Origin of the sequence: Sporolactobacillus sp. CQH2019 (genome assembly GCF_028765345.1) — a bacterium.
Taxonomy (GTDB): domain Bacteria; phylum Bacillota; class Bacilli; order Bacillales; family Sporolactobacillaceae; genus Sporolactobacillus.
In genome coordinates, this window is record NZ_JARAJZ010000014.1 from 30,899 (window position 1) to 44,528 (window position 13,630).

Sequence of the window (13,630 nt, forward strand, 5' to 3'; positions counted from 1 at the left end):
CGGGGCGGCATCAGAAAATACGGAAGGAGACGGGTACCAGGCAGGCTATTGAAATAAAAATGTGAGAAAGCGCCGGGCTTTCTGATGCCTTATTTTGCCTTCATAAGTTTCCGTCACGTCACGATTGCCGTGTTTTTTCAATAAATGGCTTCGATCAAAAAAGGAGGTTTTCCATGAGCCGCGGACGTCGTTTTCATCCGGAAAAAGCGGATCAATTATTAGATCCGCGCCGGAAAGAAAAGTACCCGCCGGAGAAAATTTTAGCGCTATTAGAACTGCGGGAAGGGGATGTGGTCGCCGATTTGGGTTCGGGCAACGGTTTTTTCACAGTTCCGATTGCTAAAAAAACCGGGACCACGGTTTATGCCGTTGACATTGAACCGATGATGCTCGAAGGATTAAGGGATTATGCTAAAAGAGAAAACGTACACACGATCCGGACGATCAGGTCCGATTTGGTCCAAATCGCATTGCCTGACGGCTCTGTTGATAAAATTTTCAGTTCTTTAGTGATGCATGAAGTTTCCGATTTGGACGCCATGATGAGAGAAATGAAAAGAATTGCCAGAGCTGATTGTAAGATTCTCATATTAGACTGGGAAGCGAAAGAAGGGCATGAAGGTCCGCCCTTAAGTGTCAGAATTCCTTCAGAGAAGTTAAAATCCTTTTTTGAAAAAAATAATTTCTCTGTAAAAAAACAAATGATTAACTCAGATGTTTATGCTCTAATGATGTCTATTTAAAATGATAAGCGAGGCGGGGAGAATCATGTTCCACATAACAATGGATTCTTCAAAGGGACTTAAGGAGACCATCGAATCCGTTACTGAAAAACTGAAAGAAGAGCAGTTTGGCGTACAATGGGTGTTTAATGTCAATGAGAAATTGTCGGCAAAAGGTTTCGAACTTGGGTCGCAATACAGAATACTGGAAGTCTGTAACCCTAAAGAAGCCCATCGGGTATTGAGCCGGAATCCGCTGGCCAGTTATTTTCTGCCCTGTAAGATTGTCGTCTATTCGGATAAAAGCGGAAAAGTCAAGGTAGGCATGCCGAAACCGACGGCTCTGATAACGATGACCGAGGATGATCATTTAAAAGATATTGCGGCCGATATTGAAAATCGGCTGGTCCGCTGTATTCAAAGCAGCCTGTAAAAAGCTTCTTTGACGGCTTAATTTAAGAGGTGTCGAAATGCCTGACTGGGTTATCTCTATTATTTTGGGCTTAATTATTGTATGGCTTATCTTCAAACGTACAGGGCCCATTAAAGGTGTAAGAAATATAACGACGGAAGAACTGAGACGTGAATTAAAAAATAAAGGGAAACAATTTATAGATGTCAGAACGCCTGCTGAATATAAGGGGAACCATATTCGTGAATTTAGGAATGTTCCATTGAATCAATTGCCGCAGAAACTGGATCAGTTTTCAAAGGATAAGGAAATTGTTGTTATTTGCCAAAGCGGGATGAGAAGTGCCAGAGCCAGTAAAATTCTAAAACGAAACGGTTTTGAAAAAATCACAAATGTTAAAGGCGGCATGAACGCCTGGTAAAAGAAAAGAGTGTATCATTTAGAAAGATGGTACTCCGCTTATCGACCGGTACCCCCGGCTTATCGGTCATTGCAGGCGATTTATCGGTCGGTACAGAGAGTTTATCGGTCGTGGCGCTCGGTTCAACTGTCACCGGGAGTTTATCGGTGTGGCACTCCGCTTATCGACCGGTGCCCTCGGCTTATCGGTCATTACAGGCGATTTATTGATCGACAAAGGCAGTTTATCGGTCATTGCAGGCGATTTATCGGTCGGTGCAGAGAGTTTATCGGTCGTGGCGCTCGGTTTATCAACCGTCGCCAGGAGTTTACCGACCGTCGCGGAAGTTTATGGATCGCGGAAACGCCCTTCGTCTTTCGAGAGATTGACGGTCAGGAAAAGTCGATCATCATTTGATGGAACAGCAGGAAAATAAGCTAAAAAGATACGCATAAAAATAAAAAAAATTTTCTAAAGGAGATGCAGGCACATGAACGAAATCACCGTGTATACCACAAGTACTTGCCCTTACTGCCATATGATGAAAAGTTTTCTAAACAAACAAGGGCTGCCCTTTAAAGAGGTGAACGTTCAATTGGATCCGGCGGCAATGCAGAAAATCGTTTCCGCAACCGGACAATTGGGCGTGCCTCAAACCCAGGTTAACGGCCAGTGGGTGGTCGGCTATGATCCGGACAGGGTCATGAGATATGTCCAGGCATAAGTATCTGCATGGCCGGCTCTGTTTTAGAAAGCCAATCCCGTTTTGTTAAAGGGTCAGACGGGGAGACCGGGCATCGGATGGGACCTTCGGCAGTGATTCACCAAGGATAAACAGACTGTTAAAACGGATCCGTATCCCGCCGGCTTGACGGGATACGGATCCGTTGTCTGTACAGCCTGTTTTAATAGCAGATCGGATGGTTTGCTAAACATTCTACTCCTAAAAATGAGTTTCTTCATCTTTAGGAAGATAATCTTTGAGCTTTCAGAAAGTAGGGAATTCTTCTATGCTTGCCGTCTGTGTGACCGTGGGGACAGGCGGATCATGAGTGAGCGAGGTCGTCCCCCTTTAATAATCAATTGTATTATTTATTCAACGATCATTTTCCCGTACATTCCCTTGGCGGCGTGGCCAGGATACTGGCAGATATAATAATACTGTCCGGGCCGGTTAAACCGAAACGCGGTTTGTCCGACAGGATATTGCTGATTATGAGCTTCGGGAAGAGGGGGTATTATCGAATTTCCGACTGCCGCCCCATCCATCATTGCCATTTGGTCATAGGGCGGAACGGCTGTAGTGACTTCAAATCCATGAGGGACATCTTTATCCTGATTGTCAAACTGCAGAGTAACAAAGGCATTTTCAGGAATATAAATCGTCGGATTCGCCATATTATCGATGACAAATTTTCCGTCATTTTTTCCGGTGCCGCTTTGAATGATTAAGTTCACCTGATTATGGGAATATGTGATTGTACTCTTTCCCCTATCTATTTTTGCCTGTCTTAAAGACCGTGCTGTTTGGTTTCCGATGTTCTCTGAGGACGTCACCTGATCATTTAAATAAAGCCGGTTCCCCTGCATCATATTTCCCATACGATAACCCCATGGATTTTGTGAAAACCAGCGCATGAAAGGATAACTGCTGTCCGTCCGGCCAATCCAGATACCCGCTAAAAGCAATACAGCGGCAAATACAATGATAAATAGCCATTTCTTCAATATAGTTCCCCCATTTCTATTAGTCTGTTCATGTTCATTATACCCGCATGGGTATAATGAATCCATAAATTGCATCATGAGCAAAACAACCTTGGATTAATCTTTCTTCAGCCCGTGAGAGGGATTAATAATTCTGACAGGGCTGCAGGTCGGGGATCATCAGCTCTCAATTGGATTCTACTGTTATGACGGTGGCGCAGCCCTCCGAAAATGAGCTGCGTGTATCTGCTATCAGACCATTCGCCTTTTTCCAAAGCTGAATCCTGTACCGGATATACTGGCAGGGGTATAATGATTGATGGACACTTTCTCATCGATTTTCAATACCATACTTTAATTCGGAAAGTTTCATTTAAGTGATGGGCGCGGCAGGATCCTGCTGATTAAGCGGAGAGAAAATGAAGCGTTGTGTATGAGAAAGAAGAACAGTTCTTCTTTGAAACTGAGGGCTTCCTTACAGGACGGGTTTACGATAAAAATATTCGAGCCGGCAGATAAGATAGGATCGGGATGCTGATCATGACATTCACGACCATGCCGCAGCGATCGAGATACTAATTATGGATGGCTCCCGGAACAGTTTACCGATGGTGTTCCATATCCGTTACTTGACGTTCCTAAAAAAATCGGCTAACATACCCTCGTAAGTATGAAAGGAGCCTATTTATGGACTATACACCGCAAATGAAAAATCGTTTGAAGCGAATTGACGGACAGGTTCAGGGAATTTTACGGATGATGAATGAAGGGGCGGACTGCCGGAATGTTGTCATGCAGATGACGGCGGCACGAACGGCGATGGACCGCGCGCTTGGCCTCATTGTCGGGAAAAATCTTGAAGAATGCCTGCGCAGGCAAATTGAAAACGGTGAAGGATCGACGGAACAGTTAATTGATGAAGCTGTGCAAATGCTGGTTAAAAGTCGTTCATAACGATGCATTATGATAAATGAGACTCATCGGATCCCGATGATCATTCTGAAAATAATGATTGAAGATTTTGTGAAAAGTTTAAAATAATTTTCGCACCTTCTCTTTCATTTGTCCTCTCACGCCCTCATTTCCTTTACCCCGTCGGGAATATCATCCTTCAGATCCGCTGTCCGCCCAAATGCCTCCTTTAGTGCATAAGCGCGGATGATTTCAATTAAAAAATAGATTACGGAAATATATCATGTTATAATATACTAATAGAATGTAAGCGCTGTTCCTATAGAGATGGTCACCGGAACGAGCTGTTCCGGACAGATAACGATCATCAGACTCGGGAGGATTAGAAAATTGTCCTGTCATTTTCATGCAAACAGTCCGTCTTTCAAAGGAGTCTATCCGCGAGAGGGACGGACCATGACTATAACGATTGGGTAAGGGGTGCGTAAACAATGAAAGTAAAAACAACGATGGATGGTAATACGGCAGCGGCCCATATTTCTTACGCATTCACTGAAGTTGCCGCCATTTATCCGATTACTCCGAGTTCGCCTATGGCTGAACTCGTTGACGAGTGGTCGGCGGCCGGCCGCGAAAATCTTTTCGGCAGCCCGGTGAAAGTCGTCGAATTACAGTCTGAAGGCGGTGCGGCGGGAGCCGTGCACGGTTCTTTGAAAACGGGGACATTGACTTCAACTTATACGTCCTCACAGGGATTGTTATTGATGATCCCGGACATGTATAAAATAGCGGGCGAGCTGCTGCCGGCTGTTTTTAATGTTGCGGCCCGCGCCGTTTCCGCGAATGCTTTATGCATTTTCGGCGATCATTCGGATGTGATGGCCACACGCCAGACCGGCTTCGCCATGGTTGCGGAAAGCAGTGTCCAGGAAGTCATGGATCTATCGGCTGTTGTCTATCTGGCAGCTCTTGAAGCTTCCGTACCTTTTGTGAATTTCTTCGACGGGTTCCGAACCAGCCATGAAATTCAAAAGATTGATGTGATTGATTACAGCGATTTAAAGAAACTCCTGAATAAAGATGCGGTGAACGCTTTTCGAAAAAGAGGGATGAGTCCGAATCATCCGGTGGCAACGGGCTCCAGTCAGAATCCCGATATCTTTTTCCAGCAGCGGGAAGCCGTTAACAGTTATTATGATAAAATTCCCGGAATTGTAAAACATTATATGAATGAAATTAATCAATTGCGCGGAACAGACTATGATCTGGTCAATTACTACGGCTCTCCGGATGCGACGCGTGTTGTCGTTGCCATGGGCTCTGTAACGCCGGTCATTGAACAAACGATTGATTATCTTCGTGAAAAAGGAGAGAAGGTCGGACTGCTCAATATTCATTTGTACCGTCCTTTCCCGACAGAAATTTTTCTGGAAAAGCTTCCGAAGACCGTAAAAAGGGTGGCTGTTCTGGATCGGACAAAGGAACCAGGAGCAACCGGTGAGCCGCTGCTTCTGGATGTTCAAAGTGCTCTCTATGAAAGTGCTCTTCGGCCCGAGATTATCGGCGGGCGCTATGGTTTAGGATCAAAGGATATCGTACCGTCGGACATCTTAAGCATTTATGCGCACCTTGAGCAGAAAAAACTGAAAAAGCGTTTTACGATAGGGATTGACGATGATGTCACGCACTTGTCGCTGCCCAAACTGCCCGACATGGATCTGACACCGGCGGGGACTTTTCAGGCCAAATTCTGGGGCTTCGGTTCGGATGGAACCGTCGGTGCAAACAAGGCAGCGATTAAATTAATCGGCAATCACACAGACTTATATGCTCAGGGGTATTTTTCCTATGACTCGAAGAAATCGGGCGGCTTAACCGTTTCCCACTTGCGTTTCGGCAAAAGGCCGATCCGTTCGACTTATTTGATTCAACATGCCGATTTTGTTGCCTGCCATACGTCGGCTTACCTGCGTTCTTATGATTTGCTGCAGGGTTTGAAACCGGGCGGTACGTTTCTGCTGAACACGATTTGGGATGATGACCGGCTGGACGCCCATTTACCGGCGGAAATGAAAACTTATTTAGCTGAAAACAAGATCCGTTTTTATACAATTAATGCGATGTCGTTAGCCGGACGCATTGGCTTGGGACGGCGCATTAATACGATCATGCAAACGGCCTTTTTCAAATTGACCGATATTATTCCGTTTGATCAGGCGATCGAATTGCTGCGCCAGTCTGCTGTAAAAACTTATGGCCGCAAGTCGATGGCCGTTGCTCAGCTTAATGTCGATGCGATTAACGAGACGGTGACATTATTGCATGAAGTGAACGTACCTGACTCTTGGGCCGATGCGGAAAAAAGTGAGAGGAAAGAAGCCGTCGCTGCCGGCACACGTCCGAGCTTCATCATGAATATACTGGAGCCGATGAACCGTCAAGAGGGAAACCGTATTAAGGTCGGCACCCTGCTGAAGGAAAACATGGCCGACGGTTCCCTGCCGTCCGGCACATCGGCCTATGAAAAAAGAAATATTGCCGTTGAAGTGCCGGAGTGGAATGCCGAAAATTGTACTTCCTGCAATTTCTGTGCGTTCGTTTGTCCCCATGCTGCCATCCGTCCGTTTTTAGCGGATGATGATGAAATGAAAGGGGCGCCTGAAGGTTTTCTTGTCCGTACGATGCGCGGTGCGGACGGCCTGAATTATCGTCTCCAGGTTTCCGTTGAAGATTGTACAGGCTGCGGTCTGTGCGTTCAAGCTTGTCCGCGATCAGGCAAGGCTTTATCGATGCAGCCGGCGCAAACGCAGAAAAAACAGACGGCGAATTGGGCCTTTGCCATGACGTTGAAACCGAAGGACAATCCGGCAAAAAAAGAAAGCATTCAGGGATCGCAGTTTGAGCAGCCGCTGCTTGAGTTCTCGGGAGCCTGCTCCGGCTGCGGCGAAACGCCTTATATCAGACTGCTGACACAACTTTTCGGAGACCGGATGATGATTGCCAATGCGACGGGCTGTTCCTCGATTTGGGGCGCTTCGAGTCCCGCATCTCCTTATACTAAAAATAGCAAGGGCCAAGGGCCGGCCTGGTCCAATTCTTTATTTGAAGATAATGCTGAATTCGGTTTCGGCATGCAGCTGGCGTTAAGAACACGCCGTGAGCGTCTGGCTGGACACATTCGCGAAGCATTGAAGGGCGGAGAGGTCAGCACTGCTTTGAATGAAACAATGCAAGCATGGTTAGAGCATATGAATGACGGGGAAGGGACCCGTGAACGTGCCGAGCAGCTGGCGCATGATTTGGTGCGCGAAAAAGAACAGGTCCCTCTGTTAGAAGAGATCTATCAGGACAAAGATCTTTTCATCAAAACCAGCCAATGGATGATTGGCGGCGACGGCTGGGCCTATGATATTGATTTCGGCGGTCTCGATCACGTCCTTGCCAGCGGCGAAGATGTCAACATCCTTGTGATGGACAATGAGGTTTATGCCAATACCGGCGGTCAGTCTTCTAAAGCCACGCCGGCTGCCGCTATTGCTCAATTCGCTGCCGGCGGGAAGCGGACGGCCAAGAAAGACTTGGGTATGATGGCGATAAATTACGGCAATATTTATGTGGCCCAGATCGCGTCCGGCGCCAACATGAAGCAGACAATCAGGGCGCTGACCGAGGCTGAAAAATTTCACGGACCTTCCGTTGTGATCGCCTATACCCCCTGTATCTCTCACGGACTGAAGGGCGGCCTGACGAACGCGTTGAAAGAAGCTGCCGCGGCTGTCAAGACGGGTTATTGGTCGCTTTACCGTTACAACCCGGAGCTGGCCGACGAAGGAAAAACGCCCATGCAGCTTGACTTTAAAAGACCTGCTTTCGATCAGATGATTGATTTTATGATGACGCAGACCCGTTTCTCAGCTTTAAAACAAGTTAATTCAGACGTGGCCGACCGGCTTTTTGCCAAAACGAGAAAGGACGCGGAAAGAAGATTTTTCAATTACGCGCGTCTGGCCGGTCAGGAGGAAAAAATCAGATCCGGACTGGCACCATCCGTTCATGAATAAAATGATTTTAACCAATTAATCAACAGCCATATGAAAAAGTTCTTTACTGAGAAGTCGCCAGTGAAGAACTTTTTTTGTCAGGATATTGCTTTCACAACGATTGCTGGTATTTAGGCTTATTTGGATGGCCGTAAGACCAGAAGGGGAACCGTTCCTTTGGCCATCTGGAGACAGAATATAGATTTTCGCTGCCCGTGAAGCCGGATAAAGTTCCACAAATTCGGCTTGCTGACGCTGGCCGATCATCTGATGAAGAAAGCCGAAAGAGATTTTGCCCGTGGAAAAGCTATTTTCCCACAAAGAAGAACCGGAGAGAAGTTTTTTACAAATTTCTCTCCGGTTCTTGAGCTTTTAGCAAATTGCCGGTCGTTCGCTACCTTTTCCCTTTGGACTGGCTGTCCGCTATCTATAGGGAAGAACTGAAAGATGCAGTCTCTGAATTTGCACAGAGAACTTCGAAGGTACCTGCAGAGAATCGGCGGATGAAAGCTAGTCCATTGTTTTCTGTTATTCATTTGACTCGGGAAGAAAACCTGGCGAGAAGCGTGAATTCTTTCTTTCCGGATCGTCACGCACTTTTCGGGAGTTCTTCCAAAAAGGCAAGAAGAAAGCTTAGATCTTGCCTTATATTAGGATCGGATAATGCACGTATGATTTTAAAAAGACTCATTGGTTTTTGGCCTGTCCGACTTTTTTTGGCAGTATCCAGTGCGGCGATCATTCCATCGAATGGAATTTTTTGCGCCAGATCGTCTGCTGTCTCTACGCCCCTGATGATTTTTTCGGCAGCTCCGGTGATCATTGGACCGGTTACTGATTTTTTCATAGCGTTGATCATTTCGCTGAGCTGGAACAAAGTATCCAGAGCTCCGCTTTCTTCAAGGCGTTTTGCTTTGTCCAGTATCTTTTCCAGACTTTCGCTCAACTCGGGCAGTTTCTTCATCAAATCAACTGTCTCAGGCTGGACAACGTCGTCCGCGAGTTCGATCATCCGGACGGCTTTCGCCGCCGTATCCTCGATCATTGGTGTGCTGACCGACTGCATTGCACCATTAATCAGACCCTGAATTTTTTCCGTGGTTTCGTTAGATTCCCTTTCAGATACGCTCTCCATCGAAAGTCATCCTCCTTATAGAATCCCTCTGGCATTGAGCCAGTATAACTCATTATATACAGCCTTAAACCAATGTATAAATTCGGAGGTGGCGGCCGGTTTGGGGGGATTCTTATAATCAAATGCAATCATACTTGCGTCGTGCAGGCTGTTTTCCAGGAAACAGGCTACTTTTCCATCATAGACAGCTGTCTCGGGACGGCCTTTAATCCGATTCATAAGGTTCGGAACAACTGTCTCCGTCTCATAGTGTGCCGTTGAACCGGCTTTGCTGATCGGAAGATTGGTTGCGTCACCAATGACATACACACAATCGGAATTTTCCATTTTCAATGTGTGACGATCTGTAGGGATAAAACCGTCTTCATCGCCTATGCCGGAGTCGATAATCACTTGTGCGCCCGTATGAGCGGGGACCGAAATCAGAATATCATACGGATGTTCTTCTCCATCCATAGTTATTGCGACTTTTTCCTTGGGGTCGACTTTTTCAAGATTGAAAAAGGTTTCGGACAGGATATGGCGTTTTTCAAATTCGGGCTCGGCCCATTTGGACACAGGTTCCAGAGAATGTAATCGGTTTATCGGATAAGTATATTTTAATTCGATCTTGTCCCGGACACCTCGTTTCCTGAAATACTCATCGAGCATTAAAACAAGCTCCAGCGGCGCGACAGGACATTTATGGGGCACATCGACAGTTATCAGAATTCGTCCTTTTTCTATATTTGCCAGCTGGTCACGTAATTTGATCGCGCCATCCAATGTATAGAAATTGCTGGCTCCCTCTGCCAATCCCGGAAGACTGTTAAAATCAGGACGTGATCCAGTTGAAATGACTAAATAATCATAGGGATAATGATTTTGCTTGGATTTCAGTACCTTCTTTTTCACATCGATTTTTTCGATACGATCGGTGATCAGCACGACATTGCGATGAACGATGCTGCTTTCTCTGCGGATAAAATGCTCGGGTTCTTTTTCACCAAGGGCTATATACATAAAGCCCGGTTGGTAAATGTGCTGATCCGTATTCGAGATTAAAACAACTTCTGCTTTTTTTGCTTTAATCTCATCCCCAAGCTGACGGGCAAGCCGATTGGCGGTCATTGTGCCGCCCGCCCCCCCGCCAAGAACAATAATTCTTTTTGTCACAAAAATTCCTCCCCGGATTTGGCGAATTATCTCATTTTACGAACGGCTATATAGTAATCTTCTCCGTCTTCTCTTTCGTTCGCAATCTCGTGACCCATTTTTTTCACCCATTCAGGAATGTCAACTTTAGATCCGCTGTCTGTCGAAATAACCTCAATCACATCACCGACAGACGCTTTTTTGATTCCCTTGATCAGCTCCATTAACGGGCCAGGGCAAAAAGATCCTCTTGCATCGATTTGTTTCGTAACTTTAACCATAATCAAATTCCTTCCTTTCTGAAACGTTTCTTGCTTATCCAGCTTTAAAAATCTGTTTACATTGTAATAACCTGTGCATTCTGAGACATTCCCAGAAATTTGTTGACACCGATCACGTCATCAAATACATCGATCATATCTTCTTTCTTCCATCCCATTAAATCCATGGCCATTGCGCAGCCGTAAACAGACATGTCGCCTAATTCTTTCCCGTTTTTGATGAGTTCGTTGAATAAAGGTATTTTCTTTGATAGCATTTCTTTGCCTACAGTGCCTGTTTTAAAATCCTGTTTGTTCACTGTCTCTTTTTTAAACGCTTTCAAAGCATTCATTGTTATAAAAAAGCTGACTTTCATCCCCGACATGGAAGCGACGGAACCGACCAGGGAGCCGGCATGCAGCTTTTCAAGATCCTCTGACATTAAAATAATCGCTAAAGATGGTTTCTGTTGTTCCTGAGTCATAATCAATTCCTCCTATGTGATCAATTTCCCTTACAAATCTATTATACATATAGGGGTATAGGTATAGAAGGGCTGTTGTATGAAATTATTATGAATAATAGATGGCGATATGATGGCAACGCCTTCATTTCCTGCTTCTAAAAAGGCTGGTATTCGTTCCTTTAAACCGGCTATTTTCGTGATACTCTTACATGGAGATGCCGTTCTGGGTGATGGTCAGGGAGACGTGACAATGAAACTGCGCGTTTTTGTAGCGGTCCGGCCATGATTTCCCGTGAAAATAGCGTGTATAACTTCTGGTCAGATCGCCTAGTCCCAGCGGGTCGATTCCTTTTTCCTGAAATCGTCTCACCATGGCGCATGCCCTTTTTTCAAGATCCTGTTCAATTTTATGCTCAAGGGCCTTATTCGGTCCTTCCTTGAGCAGGCCGGGAGCTATCTGTCTGACCTGCGCCTTGATCTGGACAGTCGCATAAATTTCGGGCCGGAAACTGTTGCCTTTTTTAACAGAGTATTGATGTCCGGTACCAATATTCCGAAGCGCGATATGCTGATTCGATGAGTACTGGTAGTCAAAGAAGCCCTGATTAAACGGTTCATACAGCATTTTAAAAATATACGTGTCATTTTCAGGAACAGACATTGCCATTTTTCCCTTTTTGAATAAAGCAATGCCGTCCATCTCAAGATGTTTTCCTCTTTTCTTAATCATCGGCATAAACGGATCCATATACGATCCGAAATAGCTGTATAAAATACTGTGCAAGGAACTGGATGGATAATTCTGCGCTTCACTCTGTTCGATCAGATTCGTTAAATAATCGGAAATGGGCAATTGTGTCTGATAGCTGCCGGTCAGCATCTGATTCGCGTTTCCGTCTGTAACGGCCAGATACATATCACCTCCCGTATCAGCATCGCGCATACGGTTCTCAATCGTTTTTTCAAGCCCGTGTTCCGCCATTTTCTTATCACACAGCATAATTCTGATTTTCCCGACCCTTGCCGGACGCTGACTTGCCTGCTGGAATCTGTCAACCAGGGATTTGCCGTCATAGGTCACACCCGACACGGAGCGCATGGTCGTCGTCATCGGCGGAGTACCTCCTCCGCTTGTGCCGCCGTTCGATAGGTTATTTTGGAAAACAACGGTGCCGTATACTTTATTCTGACCGATGTAATCATAACTTTCCGCTTCGATGATGAGAATCCTGTCAATAATGCTGGTTGGGAGGCACCCGCTTAGGAAAACGAGCACCATTATTATGGCAATCAGTTTTTTTTTCAAGAGCTTTTCTGCCTCACTTTGCCGCTGATCCACTGAATGAAGAAAAGACACGGAATATAGGCATACATAAAATAGAATGCCGCCTGCGTATAAAGTTGATTCAGCAGGATCAAATCTCCGCCGTTCTTCGGGATCTGGCAGAGAACGACGAATATGATCAAGACAAGGATTAACGCAATTTTTTGTTTGATTGGAAAAAGATGCTTAATCCCTCTCGAAATAGCCCAGACTGAAAAGGCAATACTCGGCAGCAGGATCCAGAATATAGAAAAAATGCCGATGATATCGAAGTGTGAAAACAGAGGGAAATTAATTCTTTTCCAATAAGTCGTAATGGGCCAGAGGAGTTTCTGCAACTCCGGCTGATTGAAGTATAAGAGGCCTAAAAGCATGATGGTCAGGTAAGTATAAGTAGATGTCAGCAAAGCAAAATATCCCCACTTTCTGGCTGCTTCCGGCTTTTTGATAAATGGGTAAAAAAACAGAATCATTTCGAAGCCGCCGAAACTTTGGGCAGCGGTAATGAAAGATTTCAAAACCATAAGCGGCGATGTTTCGAAAAGGGGCAATAAATTGAAAAAGTGGGCATATTGCACAGCGAAGGCATTGGTGGGCATCATAATGACTAAAATAATGAAACTCATAAAACAAATGCCGCCGATGACCCGGATGCCTCCGAGCACGATGTACCACAATAACAGACAAAAAAGGATGGAGAATTCCCAGACGGGCAATTGCGGAAAGATCCAGACATTGATGACCTGAAAGTAGGTTCTCAAAAAGGCCACTCCGTGAATGGCTATATAAACGAGAGCCAGGAAGTTAAGCAGGCCGCCGATCCATTTGCCGAAAAGGCGCTGATGAATGGAGAAAAGGTCAGGCCTCCCGAATTTCCGCTCCGTTTCGAGCAGGCGGAAAATGATTGCCATGATCGCGAGTGTAAGGAATCCCGATAATATCACCGTGATCCAGGCATCGCGGCCCGCTTCGGCCGGAATGGTCCGCAAAAAGGCGAGCAAACCGACCCCCATCTGCATCGAAAAGGGGATGAAAAATGCACTGTTGGGAGGAAGCTGATTTGTTTCGCTAATTTTATCCTGCAACAAGGGCCTGCCCCTCCTTTTTCAACAAAAAG

13 protein-coding genes and 1 pseudogene are annotated in these 13,630 nt (G+C 45.7%); 7 read left to right on the forward strand and 7 right to left on the reverse strand.

The genetic code is table 11. The annotated features are described in order from the left end of the window. Positions 1–173: 173 nt before the first annotated feature. The 5 genes from OYT88_RS17105 to OYT88_RS17125 all read left to right on the forward strand — a co-directional run bounded on the left by OYT88_RS17105 (position 174) and on the right by OYT88_RS17125 (position 2,258). The gene (locus tag OYT88_RS17105) at positions 174–743 is read left to right on the forward strand and encodes a class I SAM-dependent methyltransferase (protein WP_274401569.1); all 570 of its coding nucleotides are present in this window, start codon (positions 174–176) and stop codon (positions 741–743) included. Positions 744–768: 25 nt separating this feature from the next. Next, positions 769–1,155 (forward strand): DUF302 domain-containing protein, encoded by a 387-nt coding sequence (locus tag OYT88_RS17110; RefSeq protein WP_274401570.1) that lies wholly within the window; start codon positions 769–771, stop codon positions 1,153–1,155. Between the two features lie 37 nt (positions 1,156–1,192). After that, entirely contained in the window at positions 1,193–1,555 is a 363-nt protein-coding gene (locus tag OYT88_RS17115; protein WP_274401571.1) for a rhodanese-like domain-containing protein, read from the forward strand. Positions 1,556–1,703: 148 nt separating this feature from the next. Further along, positions 1,704–1,970 carry a hypothetical protein gene (locus OYT88_RS17120; protein WP_274401572.1) on the forward strand — a complete coding sequence of 89 codons (267 nt, stop codon included), beginning with the start codon at positions 1,704–1,706 and terminating at the stop codon, positions 1,968–1,970. Between the two features lie 54 nt (positions 1,971–2,024). Beyond that, on the forward strand, positions 2,025–2,258 hold the full coding sequence (locus OYT88_RS17125) for a glutaredoxin family protein (protein WP_274401573.1): 234 nt from the start codon (positions 2,025–2,027) through the stop codon (positions 2,256–2,258). 368 nt (positions 2,259–2,626) lie between these two features. On the opposite strand, the gene OYT88_RS17130 is transcribed toward OYT88_RS17125, so the two are convergent. Further along, positions 2,627–3,262 (reverse strand): plastocyanin/azurin family copper-binding protein, encoded by a 636-nt coding sequence (locus OYT88_RS17130; RefSeq protein ID WP_274401574.1) that lies wholly within the window; start codon positions 3,260–3,262, stop codon positions 2,627–2,629. 666 nt (positions 3,263–3,928) lie between these two features. On the opposite strand from OYT88_RS17130, the gene OYT88_RS17135 reads away from it, so the two are divergent. Beyond that, positions 3,929–4,195, forward strand: coding sequence for a metal-sensitive transcriptional regulator (locus tag OYT88_RS17135; protein ID WP_274401575.1), 267 nt, complete (start codon positions 3,929–3,931; stop codon positions 4,193–4,195). Between the two features lie 449 nt (positions 4,196–4,644). Then, positions 4,645–8,181 (forward strand): annotated as a pseudogene (nifJ, locus tag OYT88_RS17140) (pyruvate:ferredoxin (flavodoxin) oxidoreductase); the annotation flags it as partial. Positions 8,182–8,782: 601 nt separating this feature from the next. Here nifJ and OYT88_RS17145 read toward each other — a convergent pair. The 6 genes from OYT88_RS17145 to OYT88_RS17170 form a co-directional block, all read right to left on the reverse strand. After that, positions 8,783–9,328 (reverse strand): helical membrane plugin domain-containing protein, encoded by a 546-nt coding sequence (locus tag OYT88_RS17145; protein WP_274401576.1) that lies wholly within the window; start codon positions 9,326–9,328, stop codon positions 8,783–8,785. Positions 9,329–9,343: 15 nt separating this feature from the next. Continuing rightward, positions 9,344–10,483: an NAD(P)/FAD-dependent oxidoreductase gene (locus OYT88_RS17150; RefSeq protein ID WP_274401577.1), complete on the reverse strand. Its 1,140-nt coding sequence runs from the start codon at positions 10,481–10,483 to the stop codon at positions 9,344–9,346. A 26-nt stretch (positions 10,484–10,509) separates the two neighbouring features. Further along, the gene (locus OYT88_RS17155; RefSeq protein ID WP_274401578.1) at positions 10,510–10,743 is read right to left on the reverse strand and encodes a sulfurtransferase TusA family protein; all 234 of its coding nucleotides are present in this window, start codon (positions 10,741–10,743) and stop codon (positions 10,510–10,512) included. A 56-nt stretch (positions 10,744–10,799) separates the two neighbouring features. Continuing rightward, entirely contained in the window at positions 10,800–11,207 is a 408-nt protein-coding gene (locus OYT88_RS17160) for a DsrE/DsrF/DrsH-like family protein (protein ID WP_274401579.1), read from the reverse strand. Between the two features lie 187 nt (positions 11,208–11,394). Then, complete coding sequence (locus OYT88_RS17165; protein ID WP_274401580.1) at positions 11,395–12,495, reverse strand: Ger(x)C family spore germination protein; 1,101 nt, start codon at positions 12,493–12,495, stop codon at positions 11,395–11,397. Continuing rightward, on the reverse strand, positions 12,492–13,601 hold the full coding sequence (locus OYT88_RS17170) for a GerAB/ArcD/ProY family transporter (protein WP_274401581.1): 1,110 nt from the start codon (positions 13,599–13,601) through the stop codon (positions 12,492–12,494). The genes OYT88_RS17165 and OYT88_RS17170 overlap by 4 nt, the downstream gene beginning before the upstream one ends. Positions 13,602–13,630 lie beyond the last annotated feature (29 nt).